We start from the raw sequence: 15,245 nt of genomic DNA, 5'->3' as shown, positions 1-15,245 counted from the left end.
GGCGCCGATGACATAGCTCGATAGGGGGCTAGCGTCCCGTCGCGATCCTCATGGCGACGTCGTGCGCCAGGTGCTCAAGGGAGTCGTCCAGCGGCGAGAGCTCGATCCTCTCGCCACGTCGACACAGGGCGCGCTCGATCAGCCAGTCCGTGACGCCGGGGTTCTTGGGCAGGATCGGACCGTGCAGATAGGTGCCCACAACGCCGTTATGAAGCACGCCCTCGCCGCCGTCCTCGCCGTTGTTGCCGGTCCCGTGGACCATCGCGCGCCCCAAGGGCTTCTCGCCTGCGCTGAGCACCGTGCGGCCCGCGTGGTTCTCAAAGCCCACGATCGGAGCGTCGCATACGGGCGACTCAATCGCCACGTTGCCAATGAGGCGCGTGCTCCCTGCGGTCGTCTCGATGTCCAGCACGTGCAGGCCCTCCACGCGCTCCTCGCCCATCATGTAGTAGTGGCCGAGCAGCTGGTAGCCGCCGCAGATGGCAAGAAGAACGCCGCCCTCGTCGACGTAGGCCTCCACCTTCTCGCGCTGCGCCTGCAGCTCGCGGCAGACGGCAAGCTGGTCGCGGTCTGCGCCGCCGCCCAGAAGCACGATGTCGGCGTCGGTGAGGTTAAGCTCCTGGCCCATGAGGACCTGGTCAACCCGGCAGGGAATGCCGCGCCACGCGCAGCGCTTGGAGAGCGAGGCGATGTTTCCGCCGTCGCCGTAGAGGTTGAGGGCGTCGGGGTAGAGGTGCACGATGCGCAGCGGGCGGTCAAGGGCAGGGGTTGCCGGCTCCTCATGCGCTATCCACGAGACGCCGACGGACGTTGCGCTCACGGTGTCGGCAGCGGGTCTGTCCCCTTTTTTCTGCGAGGAAAAACCCGTCCCCAATTTACAGAGGCGGTCGAGGTCGGCGACGACGGGCGGGAAGGCGGTGTAGTTGGCGATCACGTGGAGCTTCTCGCCCGCGTCAACAAAGCGCAGGGCGTCCTCGACGCCATCGGTGAGCTCGATGGGGCAGCCGAGCTCGGCGTACTTCACGCGCACCGCCATGTCCTCGCGGCGGGTGCCCCCCACGCAGACGCACCGCAGGTCGGTGAGGTCACGCAGGCGCTCGAGGTCGATGTCCCAGATCCAGGAGACGTCGTGGCCGTCCGCGTCGTTGTCGTTGAGGAAGAGTGCCACGTAGCGCCCGTCCTCGGCGCGTACCTGCTGCACCATGCGGTTGAAGCCCGTGGGGTTCTTCGCGAGGTTGCTCACGACGGAGTGGCCGCTGCCGAGCCGGTAGGTCTTGCCGCGGCCGCTCGCGGGCTCGTAGGCGTTGAGCGCGCCCTGGAAGTCGTCCGCGTCTCCGCCGCCAAGCAGGCACGCCACCAGGGCCGCCATCACGTTGTAGACCATGTAGAGGCCGTTGTAGCGGGTGCGCACGTGGTGCCGCACGTTCTTCTCGCCCCGGCGGTCCTCGACGTCGAACTCGTAGCCGCCGCAGGTCAGCGTCACGTTGACGGCGGCAAAGGCAAGCTCGGGACGCTCCCAGCCGCATGCGGGGCAGCGATACTTGCCCAGCTGGCCGTAGTGGACGTACGCGTAGTCCAGGGGCGCGTTGCACTTCGCGCAGAAGCGGCTGTCGGAGATGCGGTCGGCCTCCTGGCCGGTGGGCTCGTCGATGCCGAAGGGGACGCCCGGGTTGTCCACGCGCGCTGCGATGGAGGCGCAGAACGGGTCGTCCGCGTTGTAGGCGATGGCGGTCTGCGGCGAGCGGCGCAGCGCCTCGGCAATGACGTCCTGCGTGTGGTCGATCTCGCCGTAGCGGTCCAGCTGGTCGCGGAACAGGTTGAGAAGGACGAGCGCCCGCGGCCGAAGCGCCGGCAGCACGCGCACGGTGTAGAGCTCGTCGCACTCGAAGCAGCCCACGCGCGCGCCCGACCCGCGGGACTCCACGAGCGCGGAGGCGATGCCCGACTCCATGTTGTTGCCCGCGCGGTTGCACACCACGCCTCCGGCCCCCGCCGCGAGCGCGTCGGCGGCAAGGCCGGTCGTGGTGGTCTTGCCGTTGGTGCCCGTGACCACCACCGAGCGCTCGAGCGCGCCGCCAAGCTCGCCGATGAGGTTCGGCGCAAGGCGCAGCGCCACGGCGCCCGGAGCGTTTCCGCCGCCTCGATGCAGCAGGCGGGTGGTGCCCCAGCGCGCCGCGTCGGCGGCGAGGCAGGCGATTCTTACGCGCGGGTTCATGCGGGGCTCCCTCCGGGCGGCTCTCACTGCAGCAATACTAGCACGCGGGCCAGGGCGGCCCTTCCGGCCGCGCGCGCCGCGGGCGGGGGGTCCGCGCGGGGCGGGGGGCACAACTCTGCTAGTATCAGTTCTGTCGTGCCCGCGGGGATGCTTCTTTTGGAGTGCTTTCCACCGGGATCCCGCAGGTCGTGGGCGCGACATGCCCGTCCGGGCATCCAGCAAAGCCCTCCGACAGAAAAGAGAGAAGAATGGGACAGCACAACGCGGCAGCAAACATCACGGCACACCACGTCGACGCGAGAAGGACGGCGCGCATCGGGGCCGTCGCGGCCATCTATGCGGCCCTGACGCTCTGCGCCCTGCTCTTCCTCGGCAGTCTCGCCTGGGGGCCTGTGCAGTTCCGCGTCTCCGAGGCGGCGTGCGTCCTGGCGCTCTTCACCGCCGACGCCGTCCCGGGCCTGGCGCTCGGCTGCGCCATCGCCAACCTCGCTAACATCGCGCTCTCGGGCACCGGCATGCTCGGCATGCTCGACGTGGTCTTCGGCAGCCTCGCCACCGCGCTCGGCGCGTGGTTCACGTGGCGCAACCGCCGCCGCCCCGCGCTCGCCCTCATGGGGCCGGTGCTTGCCAACGCCCTCATCGTGCCGCTCTACCTCCCGCTCATGCTCCAGGGGATCGGCTTCTACACCATCCCGTTCACGAGCATTGCCATCGACGGCGCGTATCCGGCCATGTACGTCTTCGGCCTGCTTGCCACCGGCATCGGCGAGGCCGTGGTCATGTACGTGCTCGGCCTGCCGCTTGCCCGGGCCCTCTCCAAGACGTCGCTTCCCCGCCAGCTGGGCAGCGACGGGACGTCGCAGGGGTAGCGCTTGAATCCGGTCATCGTCATACCGTCGTACTGGGCCGAGGGGGCGCAGCCGGGCGCCCTCGGTGAGCGGGGGGTCTATGACTACACCACCCCGATCGACAAGCCCCTGCCCGAGCTGGAGCTCTGCCTCTCGTCGCTCGACCAGGTGCGCGGCGTCATCCGCGTGATCGTGCTCGTGGTGTCGCCCATCACGTGCGAGGACTCGGCACGGGCCCGCGTGGAGAGCATCTGTCGCGCGCACCCCGCGCTGAACCCCCTCGTCATCGGCGCCCGCGAGGCCGCCCACGTGGAGCGTGCCGTCGCTCGCATGGCGCACCACGTCACCGGCGAGACGGTCGCGCTGCGCGGCTATGGCGCCATCAAGAACATGGGCCTCGCGGTCGCCGCCGTCTTCGGCCACGACGTCGTGGTCTTTCTCGATGACGACGAGGTCGTGCTGGACCCCGACTTCCTCATCAACGCGGTGCACGGCCTCGGGTCGCTCACGCGGCAGAACCTCAAGGTCCTCGTCAAGAGCGGCTTCTTCATCGACGCCAACAACAGCCCCTACGCAGACCCCACCGACGAGTGGACCGAGAAGTACTGGTCGAAGGCGGCGGAGTTCAACCGCGTCATGGAGCGGATGCAGACCTCGTCGTCGCGCTTCTCGCGGTCGAACCACCTCTGCGGCGGGTGCTGCGCCCTGCATGCCGAGGCCTACTCGAAGGTCCCCTTTGACCCGTACATCACGCGCGGCGAGGACCTCGACTACGTGCTCAACCTGCGGGCCAACGGCATGGACGCGTGGTTTGACAACGCGTGGTTCGTCCGCTCGCAGCCGCCCGAGGAGATGGCGAGCGTCCCGTCCATGTTCATGCAGGACGTCCATCGCTGGCTGTACGAGTATCGCAAGCTCGATGCCATGAACGCTCGTCGCGACCTGCGCACCATCACGCCCGAGTCCCTCATGCCCTATCCGGCGCCGTGGCTCTCTGCCGGCGTGCGCCGACGCGTCTTCCAGACGGCCCTGCGCCGGTTCATCAAGGGGCCGAACCGTCTTGCGTACCTGCGCATCCTCACGAAGGGGCGCTACGACGCCGACAAGTTCGCCCGCGCGGCGAGCTCGCGCTACCTGTCCTTCTCGATGATGTGGCCGGGCGTGGTGGCGGCACTCTGGGAGGACCCGCTGCTCCAGGGTGCCATCAGGCGCACAGGCGAGATCGTGCCGCCGGAGGAGCGCGCGGCGGCCGCGACCGACGACCTCGGCGACACCGGGGCGCTCCCGACGGTTGGTGATGCCCAGTGATCGGAAAGCTCCGCCCGCGCCGGCGCTCCGCCGACGTCCTTCTCGCCGTCTGCGCCGTCCTTCTCGCCGCGCTGCTCATCACGAGCATGCGCGACGGCATCGTCGTGGCCGCCATGCTCGTGGGCTGCGGCATGGCCGGCGTCATCGTGATGAGCGGAGCCATCAGCGTGACGCCCGAGGACACGCGCTCCGAGGCCACCGAGCGCACGCTGCGCGTGGCCGCGAACACCCTCGCCCACCTGCGCGGCGGCCTCACCGAGGAGAACGCCCGCGCCATCTGCTCGATGCTTCTTCCCGAGACGGACGCCGCCGCCATCGCCATCACCGACACCGTGAAGGTGCTTGCCTACGAGGGCGCCGTCCAGACGCCCTTCCGCGCGGGCACCCCCAACGCCAAGCCCACGCTCGAGGTGCTGGAGAGCCGGCGCATGGAGACCTTCGTCGCCGTTGACGACGACACGCAGGAGGCGCGCCTCTTCGCCGTGGGGAGCCGCGCCGAGGGCAGCGCCTTCGGCATCATCGTGCCGCTGCTCGTGCAGGACCGAGCGGTGGGGACGATCAAGTTCTACTACCGGCGCGACCTCGACATCGACCGCACGCAGCTCGCCATCGCCGAGGGCCTGGGGCTGCTCCTCTCCACTCAGCTCTCGTCCTACGAGCTGGACAGGCAGGCCGAGCTCACCGCCCGCGCGGAGGTCAAGGCGCTCCAGGCGCAGATCAACCCGCACTTCCTCTTCAACGCGCTCAACACCATCGCGTCGTTCACGCGGACCAACCCCACCAAGGCGCGCGACCTGCTGCGCGAGTTCTCGCTCTTCTATCGTCGTACGCTGGAGAGCTCCGAGAAGGCGCTCATCCCGCTCTCCCAGGAGCTCCAGCAGACGCGCAGCTACCTGCGGATCGAGAAGGCGCGCTTCGGCGAGGACCGCATCGTGGAGAGCGAGCGCGTCGAGAGCGGCTGCGAGAGCCTGCCGGTCCCGTCGTTTCTGGTGCAGCCCATCGTGGAGAACGCCGTCCGCCATGCCATGCGCGACGAGGGGCCTCTTCACGTTGAAGTTCAGGTAGCCACCGACGGAAATGATATTCTTATTGCCGTGACTGACGACGGCCTGGGCATGGACGACGCCGTCGCCAGTCGGCTCATGGCCGAGGCCGTCGAGCCCCGTCCCTCATCGGGCGCGGGCGCCGAGAAGGGCGCGGGCATGGCGCTGCGCAACGTGGCCGAGCGCATCGAGCGCTTCTACGGCGTCGGCTCGGGGGTGGAGATCGTCTCCAAGCCGGGCGAGGGCACGTGCGTGACGCTCAGGCTCGCGGGGGCGAGAAGGTCGCTCCTCTCGGGGGCGGCCCAGAAGCAGGATGAGGGGACGTGCGGCCGCTCTGGCCGGGCGTCCTGAGAGCGTGAAGGGGAACGTGTATGCGCGCGATGATCGTGGACGATGAGGCTCCGGCCCGCTCCGAGCTGAGGTATCTCCTCGAGGAGACCGGCAGGGTCGACGCCATCATGGAGGCTTCGAGCGCACGCGAGGCCGTCGAGAAGCTGATGGAGAGCAAGGCCGACGTCATGTTCCTCGACATTCAGATGCCCAAGACCTCCGGCATGCAGCTCGCGGAGGCGCTCCATCGCCTCAAGAACCCTCCCGCGATCGTGTTCGTGACCGCCTACAGCGAGTACGCGCTCGAGGCGTTTGGCGTGGATGCAATCGACTACCTCATGAAGCCCGTCGAGCCCGAGCGTCTGGGCCAGGCGCTCGACAAGGTCCAGTCGCGCATGAAGCCGCAGCCCCAGAACCACTCCTCGGTGGAGCGCATCCCCGTGGTCAAGAGCGGTCGCAAGGTGCTGGTGCCCATCGACCAGATCCGCTACATCGAGGCCAAGGACGACTACTCCTGCATCTACACCGCTGACGATCGCTTCCTCTCCACGATCTCCCTCGCCAAGCTCGAGCAGAAGCTCGCGCCGCACGGGTTCTTCCGCGTGCACCGCGGCTACATCGTGAACCTCGAGTACGTTGAGGACGTCGAGGTCATCTCGTCCGGCATCCTGCAGCTGGGCGTCAACGGCATCGAGGGCAAGAAGATCTCCGTCTCGCGCCGCCGCGTCGTGGCGCTCAAGCGGGCGCTCGGCCTCTAGGCCCCTCGCTCCCAATCCAGACCCAGACTCCAAGGGAGGTCGCGCGTGGGCGAGCTCAGGCGCTACGACATCATCTCGGACACCCATGGATACCTGCCCCCGGAGCTGCTCGAGGCGCTCCAGGGCGCGGACGTCATCGTGCACGCGGGCGACATCTGCTCGCCCTCCGACTTTCACAAGCTGCAGCTCATCGCGCCCGTCCAGGCGTGCCTCGGCAATAACGACTATGCGTCCGACTATCCGCCGACCGTCCGCACGCGCAAGATGTTCTACGGCAGCGGCCTCAAGTGGCAGGTGACGCACCGCCGCGAGCGGCTCAACCTTGCGATGTGCGACATCGGCATCTTCGGGCACACCCATGTGCCGTTCCTCGAGCGTGACGAGTGGACGGGCGCGCTCGTGATGAACCCCGGCAGCCCCACGGGCCCCCGCCGCTCTCGGCCGTCGATGGGCCGAATCCTCTGCGAGGAGGGGCGCGTCGTCGACGCGCAGATCATCACACTGCGGTAGACGGCGCCGGGCCCAAAATTAATCCGCCCTGTGGCGGTGTAGCGAAAATGCCAACTGGGCAAATGTCGCCGCACGCCGCCACAGGGCGGATTAATTTTGGGCCTGGCGCCGGAGCCGCCCTAGGAAGCGTCCACGGTAACGAGTGCCGGCGCCACCACGCGCGTGTAGAACGCCAGCCACACGAGCGAGACGCAGAACCCCGCAATCACGTCCGAGGCAAAGTGGACGCCCAGGTAGATGCGGCTCACCCCGACCATCACGATGACGAGGCCAAACACGACGCACCAGACCGTGCGCATGGCGTCGCGCCGGTGATAATGCCAGATCATCCAGATGAGCAGGCCAAAGAACGCCATGGCAACCATGGAGTGCCCGGAGGGAAAGCTGTATCCCGTCTCCTCGACGAGACGGAACCCCTCTGGTCGCGGCCGCTGGACGATGAGCTTGAGCAGCGCGTTCAGCACGACTACGCATGCCAGGTTGATGGAGACGCACCATCCCGGGGCCTTCCCCGGGGCGAGCGCGGCGATGGCCGCCGCCATCACGGCGAGCACGATGACGGAGGCGAGCGAGGTGAAGCCCTCCATGACGGGCGTCAGGGCGTCCGAGCGAAGGCCCTCGACGAATACCTGGTATGCCAGGGCGTCGAGCCGCATGAGCTCGCCCTCGGCGACCTTGCCAAGAAGGACGAGAAAGACGAGCGTGGCAACCAGGGCGATGATCGCACGCAGGTTGTTCCGGGCAAGGGCCAGGGCGCCGCGAGCAACGTCGCGGGCGCCCTGGGAGAAGTCCGATCTGCGGTTCATGCTAGAGGTTGGCCTCCAGCTCGGAGACGAGCGAGGGCTTGGGCATGTTGCCGACCATGGTGTGGACGGGCTGCCCGCCCTTGAAGAGGATGAGCGTGGGGATCGAGACGATCCTGAAGCGCGTGGCGAGGTCGGGCTCCTCGTCGACGTTGCACTTGTAGACGGTGAGGCGGTCGGCCATCTCCTCGGAGACCTGCTCGACGGTGGGGCCGAGCGCGCGGCACGGACCGCACCACGGCGCCCAGAAGTCAACGAGGACGGGCTTGTCAGACCCGGCGATGACGGAGTCGAACTCGGCCGCGGTGATTGCCTGAGACATGTGACCCTCCCTTTGGTCGGTGATGTTCTTGATTGGCTTATGCCCGATTTACACTAGTTCAAACGACGGCGAACGGATATGTGACAATTCACATAGCAATTTTTCGACAGCGGACTCCCGACATATGGGCAAGGTCAGCCGTCAGGAGGCTGGACGTAACGCGAAAGGAGCGCAATGGCATCAGAGCGAGACGCGCGTCGGCGCGCGTATCTTGACAAGGCCTCGGCGGAGGTCGACGCGCTTGAGGCGCGGGGCGTCGTCATGGGCGGCAACGCGTTCTCCACGGTCCTTCTCGCCAAGGGCGAGCTCACGGAGGGCGAGAGGGGCGGAGACGCCCCGTTCTCAGGCGCCGACGGCACGGCCCTCAAGGCATCGCTCAAGGCGCTCGGCTACGCGCCCGAGGAGTGGGAGTGGCTGCTCACGGTCGATGCCGCCGGTGAGCCTCTCGATTCAGACCTCTTGGTCGAGGCAGTCTGCGCGCTCGACCCCGCCACGATTGTCTGCTGCGACGACGCGGCCGCCTCGGCCCTGCGGGACGCCTACGCGGACGACCTCGTGCTCATAGACGCGCTCGAGGAGGCCATGCTCGCCCCGGGCGCCGTGGCCCGCGTGCGGGGCATGCGCGTCCTCAACCTGGGGGGCTTCGCCGACGCCCTTGCAGACCCCCACGAGAAGCAGGTTATGTGGGCGCGCCTGAAGAAGATTCCGCCGCTGGGCGAGCCGTTCTAGCAGCTCGCCCTCGCGCGCGATATGCTTACCCTATCTGTAGCTTCCCGGGGAAGGAGCACGTACCATGTCCACCATTGCCGCGCCCATCGACGCAACCGCCACGCCCGAGTGGGCGGCCCTCCAGGCCCACCATGATGAGCTCGTGAGCTCCGGCTTCAACCTCAAGGACGCCTTCGCCGGCGATCAGGACCGCGTGGAGAAGCTCTCGTTTGACACCGAGGACCTGCACTTCGACCTCTCCAAGAACCTCGTGACCGAGAAGACCCTCGGCCTGCTCTGCGACCTCGCGCGCGCCGTGGGCCTCGAGGAGCGCCGCGACGCCATGTACGCCGGAACGCACATCAACACCACCGAGGACCGTGCCGTCCTGCACACCGCGCTGCGCCGCCCGGCGGCCGAGAAGGGCACCGTCTTCGACGGCGAGCAGGACTGCGTGGCCGACGTCCGCGAGGTGCTCGACCGTATGTACGCCTTCGCCGAGCGCGTGCGCTCTGGCGAGTGGAAGGGCGTCACGGGCAAGCGCATCGAGCACGTCATGTCCATCGGCATCGGTGGCTCCGACCTCGGCCCCGTCATGGTCTACGAGGCCCTGAAGCCCATGGCTGACGCCGGCATCGACTGCCGCTACGTCTCCAACATCGACCCCAATGACATGGCCGAGAAGGTCAAGGGCCTCGACCCCGAGACCACGCTCGTCATCGTTGTCTCCAAGACGTTCACCACGCTGGAGACCCTTACCAACGCCCGCGAGGCCAAGACCTGGCTGCTCGAGACGCTGCGCGCGCAGGGCGCGATCGACGGCTCGGCCGAGAAGGACGCCGAGGCCATCCGCAAGCACTTCGTCGCCGTCTCCACCAACCTCGAGCGCGTGGCCGAGTTCGGCATCGACCCCGAGAACGCCTTCGGCTTCTGGAACTGGGTCGGCGGCCGCTACTCCGTTGACTCTGCGGTGGGCCTCTCGCTCATCATCGCCTTCGGGCCGGAGCGCTTCGAGTGCTTCCTCAAGGGCTTCCACGACCTCGACACCTACTTCAAGGAGACCCCGCTCGAGAAGAACGTCGTGGCGCTTCTCGGCCTCATCAACGTCTGGTATGTGAACTTCTACGGCGCCGAGAGCCACGCCGTGCTGCCGTACAACCAGTACCTGCACCGCTTTGCCGCCTACCTCCAGCAGCTCACGATGGAGTCCAACGGCAAGAGCGTCCGCTGGGACGGCAGCCCCGTGACCTGCGCCACCGGCGAGATCTTCTGGGGCGAGCCGGGCACCAACGGCCAGCACGCCTTCTACCAGCTCATCCACCAGGGCACCCGCATGATTCCCGCGGACTTCATCGCCTTCGTGAACACGCCCAACCCCGTGAAGGACGGCGATCAGGACGTCCACGAGCTCTTCCTCGGCAACTTCCTCGCGCAGACCAAGGCCCTCGCCTTTGGCAAGACGGCCGACGAGGTCCGCGCCGAGGGCACGGCCGAGTGGATGGTGCCGGCGCGCGTCTTCGAGGGCAACCGCCCGACCACGTCGATCTTTGGCGTGGAGCTGACGCCGCACGCGCTCGGCGAGCTCATCGCGCTCTACGAGCACATCACCTTCGTCGAGGGCACAGTCTGGGGGCTTGACTCCTACGACCAGTGGGGCGTCGAGCTGGGCAAGCAGCTCGCCAAGCAGATCACGCCCGCCTTCCACGACGACGAGGCCCTTGCCGCGCAGGACGCGAGCACCCAGGCCCTCATCCAGTACTACCGCGCCCATCGCAAGTAGCGTGCAAAAGGGACAGGCACTTTTGCACGTTTCGGGCCGCCGGGCTTCTCGTCCGGCGGCCCTTTTGTCAATCGGGGGACATCCCCCAATTTGCATATAAGCTTGGCATGGGGTGCGGCCGGTCCCGCCGATTGTCGGTGTATTTTGAGGACGGGGTCGAGCATGGCCCCCATTCCGAAGGAAGAAGCCACAGCTAGGCAAACGCCACATTGCCGGTCGTACTTAGGGGTCCCGGCGAAAATCACCGACAATCGGCGGGACGGCCCCCTAAGAGAAACCTCGCCGGCCTCGTGCCCCGCGAATCCAGGCTGACCTACAATTTTGCTGGAATCCAGCCGAGGAGAGGGGACGCATGGATACTGCTGCTAACAGCACCGCAAAAGTCTACTACACCAACCTGCGCACCTACGCGCGCGAGAGCCAGCTCGACAAGCTCAAGCGCCTCATCCGCCGCGCCGGCATCGAGCAGATCGACTTTGAGAACAAGTTCGTGGCCATCAAGATCCACTTTGGCGAGTTGGGCAACCTCAGCTTCCTGCGCCCCAACTACGCGCGCGCCGTGGCCGACGTGGTCAAGGAGCTGGGCGGCAAGCCCTTCCTCACGGATTGCAACACGCTCTACGTGGGCAGCCGCAAGAATGCGCTCGAGCACATCGACTGCGCGTACCAGAACGGCTTCACCCCGTACGCCACCGGCTGCCAGGTGATCATAGCCGACGGCCTCAAGGGCACCGACGAGACCCTCGTCCCTGTGAAGAACGGCGAGTACGTGCGCGAGGCCAAGATCGGCCACGCCCTCATGGATGCGGACATCGTGATCTCGCTCACGCACTTCAAGGGCCACGAGCAGGCCGGCTTTGGCGGCTGTATGAAGAACCTCGGCATGGGCGGCGGCAGCCGTGCAGGCAAGATGGAGCAGCACGCGGCCGGCAAGCCAAACGTCAAGACCGAGAAGTGCATCGGCTGCCACGCGTGTGAGCGCATCTGCGCGCACGGCGCCATCAGCTTCGACGAGACGCGCGAGCGCGAGCTCAGGAGCGGCAAGACCGTCACCGTGCCCGTGGCCCATATCAACCACGACGTCTGCGTCGGCTGCGGCCGCTGCATCGGCGCATGCAACCAGGACGCCATCGCACCGGGCTCCGATGCCGCCGTCGACGTGCTCAACTGCAAGATCGCCGAGTACACGCAGGCAGTGGTGCAGGACCGCCCGAGCTTCCACATCTCCATCGCCATGGACATCAGCCCCAACTGCGACTGCCACGCCGAGAACGACACGCCCATCGTGCCCGACCTCGGCATGTTCGCGAGCTTTGACCCCGTGGCCATCGACCAGGCCTGCATCGACATGGCGCTGGCAGCGCCCACGCTGCCCAACTCCGAGCTCACGGACATGAAGGCCAAGCTGGAGGCCGAGGGCGGCGTCCCGGAGCGCTGCCAGCACGATCACTTCAACCTCACGCACCCGGACACCAACTGGCGCTCCATGATCGAACACGGCGAGAAGATCGGGCTGGGCACGAGCCACTACGAGCTGATTGAGGTCAAGTAACCTCGGCGCGGCCGATAGTCGAACGGACGAACTCCTCTGTATCATACGATACAGAGGAGTTTGCAGCGTGCGGACGCTGTCTCCTTGACTGCCGGGAAGGCGGTTCGTGCGGGGTGCGGGTGGAATGGCGGAGACCTGTCCGTTTGTCTCGCCCCCGGCCCGTCTCCAAGAGAACGCAATGAGAAGGCCGGGACGTTTGTGAGCCGGGCGACAGCGCGGGCGCCGGGCCCAATTGCCTTGCAACCGCGCGTTCACATCCGGTCACGCCCGATTCTGCGCCGCTTGCGGTGTATATAATTCATTTACAATTCTAATTGAATCATTTAGATAATATCAAATAGTCTGGAGCCCAAAACCGCGTGAGGAGGTCCCATGAGACCAAGTAAGCCGTTTCAGACTATGCGCCAACTGCTGATTTTACTTACCATTTCTGTCGTCATGGCCATTTCAGCTCCCCTTATGGCTTTTGCCGATGAGGCGTCGCGAGCGACGGGGCCGGTATCCCACAACGCGATCGTCCTCGTTCTCGACAACTCTGGCAGCATGAGCGGCGCCAAGGCGCAAAAGCTTGAAGAGGCGGCGCAGCAGTTCAGCGAGAAGATTCTTGAGGCGGATCCTCGCAGCCAGATCGCAATCGTTTCGTTTGGGTCGGACGTCAACGTACTCCCGTTCACAAGCGACCTCAACGAACTGGAGTCGTTTGTAGAGAACGACATGAACGACTGGGGCTCAACAGATGTGACGAGCGCCCTTAAGTACGCGCATAGTACTGCCCTGCTGCTGCAGGACACCGGACTCGACCAGTACGCAAAGAGCATCGTAACGATGTCGGATGGAATGCCGAACAGTTCCAGCACCGCCATCGCGCAGGCGGAGACCATGTTCCCCAGCTACAACATGTACTCCGTTGGGTTTATGGCAACCTCAAGCTCGGAAATCAACTTCCTCAAGGCAATTCAGAACTCCGGGTACTTTGAGGCCGATGACCTAGATTCCCTCATCGAGAAGTTCGTCGAGATTGCAGAGGAGCTCCTCAACCCGGTCCAGATCTCACTCTCCCATACCCCCATCCAGAGCGTCTCTCCCGACCAGCTGGCAAGCTATCGGCTTTCCGCCACCATCACCAACCCAAACAGCAAGGCCGTGCAGAATCTCACCGCCGACCTTGCGCTTCCGGGCGAGGCAACTCTTCAGAGTGGCGAGTTACATCAGGAGCTGGGCGCGCTGCTCACTGGCCAGTCCGTAGCGCTCTCATGGGACATCACGGTTGGCTCCTCGGCTGTTGGGGAGATCACCTATTCAGTTACCGCGGGCGGGAGCAACATCGTCAATCTCACGCAGTCTGAGAAGATCGTTCTGGAGCCCACGGGCAGCGATGACAACCAGTTTGTGTTTGGAACCGACAACTGGTCCTTCGCGAACAGCTCCACGTATTTCGGCAGCACGTACTACCTGAACTCAGCCGACTACAATGCCCTTCTGAGCGGCCTCAGCAACTCTGAGAAGCAGAACATCAAAGACAGCGTTAGCGCTCAGTGGGGCGGAAGCTGCTATGGGTTTGCCGCAAGCTCCATCCTCAGCAAGATGGAGGTTATCAACCCGCTGCTCCGTCAGCCGGGCGCCAGCAGCCTCTATGACATGACCGCCTCGAAAGACGTCCAGTCCTATATCAACTACTGCATGTTCACCCAGATGCTTGAGCCCATTCGCGAAGACCGTGCCAACTTTGTCTCTTTGACTGATGTTGAGAAGGTCAATCTGCTCAAGGAGCGCGTGAGCGCGGTGGCGACTGGGGGGAGCCCCGTGCTGCTCGGTTTCAACCTCGATTTTGACTATCTTGGACGGAACGCCGGTCACGCTATCGTGGGTGACCGTTACGACAGTGGAAGCTATACCCTTGACTCGGGCACGTATGATGGCAGGATCCGCTACTACGACTCCAATGACCCCGATGGGCGGGATTGCTACATCTACGTCAACACCGAGACGGGGGCGTGGGATATTCCTGACTACGGCGAAACCAACTCAGCTAGTTCAAGCGCCGACCTCACGCGGGCAAACAATGACCTCGCGCTCATGAACACAAAGGATATCGAGACTTCCGTGGAAAACTACAAGGCAATTCTCCGAGCCACCAGTGAGACAAACTTCACTAACGCCGTGCTGCGATTCAAGAACATGATCTACAGCTTCTTCGACATCGTGTCCGGCAAGACGGACCTCGTCCACTGGTTTGACGACCAATCCGGGTCAGGCTCCCCGCTGTCCGTCGTCCTTCCCGACAACAGTGGCGACTACACCATCAGCTCGCCCGACGGCTATGGCTACTCTCTGCAGTACGCTGACATGCTGCTGAGCGTTGATGCGGACTCCGCCGAAAGCGCAAGCTTCACCAGGAGCGGATCCGTCTCCCTTGAGGGCAATAGCGGGGCATATTCCCTGCAGGCAACAAGCGACGATGCCCAAGGCGAGCTCTACACCTTTGGCGTGCGCGGCTCCTCGTCCGGGAACGTGGCACTCATAAAGACGGCCGAAGGCTACGTTGCCAAGGCGGACTCTCTTGACGGGGCTGTCGTGACTGCTGAGGGAGACAATACCTCCAAGGAGCTTCCCATCGAGGGGGAGAGGGATGAGCTGCTGATTTCCTCTGATGGAACCGACATCACGGCTTCCGCAGACGAAGACGGCGACGGCACGTTTGAGACCGTCGTAGCCTCGACATCCGATGACAATCAGACGCCGCCGCCCTCGGCCCCCGGAGGAACCGACCCGTCCGATGATGCGGGGGCTTCCCAGCCCAACAAGGATGCCGACCCCTCCGAGGGCCCTGACAAGAGCGGCGAGGGAACTCCCAACACAGGCGACGTCAGCTTCGCCTTTGCCCCCATCATCGCCGCGGTTGGCGTGATCGTCTGCGCCATCGGGGCGGTCACGCGCGCCCTCTTGGGCCACGGAAGAACCGGGCGTGATGGCTCCGTCAATTCCTAGCTTGACTTACGTCCCCATGGCCTAAAACCCGTCGGCCCGTCGCAGTTCATTGGACCTAGCGACGGGCCGACGTCTTATGA

General features: G+C 65.5%; 12 protein-coding genes. 9 read left to right on the top strand and 3 right to left on the bottom strand.

Going from position 1 to position 15,245, the window contains the following annotated elements:
* Positions 1-28: 28 nt before the first annotated feature.
* Positions 29-2,215 carry a MurT ligase domain-containing protein gene (locus E0L17_RS07825; protein WP_167930701.1) on the bottom strand — a complete coding sequence of 729 codons (2,187 nt, stop codon included), beginning with the start codon at positions 2,213-2,215 and terminating at the stop codon, positions 29-31.
* 248 nt (positions 2,216-2,463) lie between these two features.
* Here E0L17_RS07825 and E0L17_RS07820 point away from each other — a divergent pair, with 248 nt between their 5' ends.
* The 5 genes from E0L17_RS07820 to E0L17_RS07800 are packed head-to-tail and all read left to right on the top strand — an operon-like array spanning position 2,464 to position 7,012.
* Positions 2,464-3,084, top strand: a complete 621-nt coding sequence (locus E0L17_RS07820; RefSeq protein ID WP_167930700.1) for a QueT transporter family protein — start codon at positions 2,464-2,466, stop codon at positions 3,082-3,084.
* Between the two features lie 3 nt (positions 3,085-3,087).
* Positions 3,088-4,371 (top strand): glycosyltransferase, encoded by a 1,284-nt coding sequence (locus E0L17_RS07815; RefSeq protein ID WP_167930699.1) that lies wholly within the window; start codon positions 3,088-3,090, stop codon positions 4,369-4,371.
* Entirely contained in the window at positions 4,368-5,765 is a 1,398-nt protein-coding gene (locus E0L17_RS07810) for a sensor histidine kinase (RefSeq protein WP_353652965.1), read from the top strand. The genes E0L17_RS07815 and E0L17_RS07810 overlap by 4 nt, the downstream gene beginning before the upstream one ends.
* Positions 5,766-5,785: 20 nt before the next feature.
* Positions 5,786-6,502, top strand: a complete 717-nt coding sequence (locus tag E0L17_RS07805; protein WP_167930698.1) for a LytR/AlgR family response regulator transcription factor — start codon at positions 5,786-5,788, stop codon at positions 6,500-6,502.
* Positions 6,503-6,547: 45 nt separating this feature from the next.
* The gene (locus E0L17_RS07800) at positions 6,548-7,012 is read left to right on the top strand and encodes a YfcE family phosphodiesterase (protein ID WP_167930697.1); all 465 of its coding nucleotides are present in this window, start codon (positions 6,548-6,550) and stop codon (positions 7,010-7,012) included.
* Between the two features lie 119 nt (positions 7,013-7,131).
* Here the strand turns inward: E0L17_RS07800 and E0L17_RS07795 are convergent, their stop codons facing one another.
* Positions 7,132-7,818: a phosphatase PAP2 family protein gene (locus E0L17_RS07795; RefSeq protein ID WP_167930696.1), complete on the bottom strand. Its 687-nt coding sequence runs from the start codon at positions 7,816-7,818 to the stop codon at positions 7,132-7,134.
* Position 7,819: 1 nt separating this feature from the next.
* A complete protein-coding gene (gene trxA / locus E0L17_RS07790; protein ID WP_167930695.1) occupies positions 7,820-8,137 on the bottom strand; it encodes a thioredoxin in 318 nt (105 codons plus the stop codon).
* A gap of 174 nt (positions 8,138-8,311) precedes the next feature.
* Between trxA and E0L17_RS07785 the strand changes: the two genes are divergently transcribed.
* The 4 genes from E0L17_RS07785 (at position 8,312) to E0L17_RS07770 (ending at position 15,165) form a co-directional block, all read left to right on the top strand.
* On the top strand, positions 8,312-8,866 hold the full coding sequence (locus E0L17_RS07785) for a hypothetical protein (RefSeq protein ID WP_167930694.1): 555 nt from the start codon (positions 8,312-8,314) through the stop codon (positions 8,864-8,866).
* 64 nt (positions 8,867-8,930) lie between these two features.
* Complete coding sequence (pgi, locus tag E0L17_RS07780; protein WP_167930693.1) at positions 8,931-10,625, top strand: glucose-6-phosphate isomerase; 1,695 nt, start codon at positions 8,931-8,933, stop codon at positions 10,623-10,625.
* 352 nt (positions 10,626-10,977) lie between these two features.
* Positions 10,978-12,177 (top strand): DUF362 domain-containing protein, encoded by a 1,200-nt coding sequence (locus tag E0L17_RS07775; RefSeq protein WP_167930692.1) that lies wholly within the window; start codon positions 10,978-10,980, stop codon positions 12,175-12,177.
* Between the two features lie 372 nt (positions 12,178-12,549).
* Positions 12,550-15,165: a vWA domain-containing protein gene (locus tag E0L17_RS07770; protein WP_167930691.1), complete on the top strand. Its 2,616-nt coding sequence runs from the start codon at positions 12,550-12,552 to the stop codon at positions 15,163-15,165.
* The last annotated feature ends 80 nt before the right edge of the window (positions 15,166-15,245 follow it).

The organism is Olsenella sp. SW781, from assembly GCF_012027725.1.
In the GTDB taxonomy this organism is placed as follows: domain Bacteria; phylum Actinomycetota; class Coriobacteriia; order Coriobacteriales; family Atopobiaceae; genus Thermophilibacter.
The sequence above is the reverse complement of the archived record's forward strand: the minus strand, read 5'-3'. Positions and strand labels throughout refer to the sequence as shown.

Bases quoted from the DNA above. Each gene is read 5' to 3' on its own strand.
- E0L17_RS07825 (WP_167930701.1), bottom strand. From the start codon at position 2,215: ATGAACCCGCGCGTAAGAATCGCCTGCCTCGCCGCCGACGCGGCGCGC.
- E0L17_RS07820 (WP_167930700.1), top strand. From the start codon at position 2,464: ATGGGACAGCACAACGCGGCAGCAAACATCACGGCACACCACGTCGAC.
- E0L17_RS07805 (WP_167930698.1), top strand. From the start codon at position 5,786: ATGCGCGCGATGATCGTGGACGATGAGGCTCCGGCCCGCTCCGAGCTG.
- E0L17_RS07795 (WP_167930696.1), bottom strand. From the start codon at position 7,818: ATGAACCGCAGATCGGACTTCTCCCAGGGCGCCCGCGACGTTGCTCGC.
- trxA (WP_167930695.1), bottom strand. From the start codon at position 8,137: ATGTCTCAGGCAATCACCGCGGCCGAGTTCGACTCCGTCATCGCCGGG.
- E0L17_RS07785 (WP_167930694.1), top strand. From the start codon at position 8,312: ATGGCATCAGAGCGAGACGCGCGTCGGCGCGCGTATCTTGACAAGGCC.
- pgi (WP_167930693.1), top strand. From the start codon at position 8,931: ATGTCCACCATTGCCGCGCCCATCGACGCAACCGCCACGCCCGAGTGG.
- E0L17_RS07775 (WP_167930692.1), top strand. From the start codon at position 10,978: ATGGATACTGCTGCTAACAGCACCGCAAAAGTCTACTACACCAACCTG.
- E0L17_RS07770 (WP_167930691.1), top strand. From the start codon at position 12,550: ATGAGACCAAGTAAGCCGTTTCAGACTATGCGCCAACTGCTGATTTTA.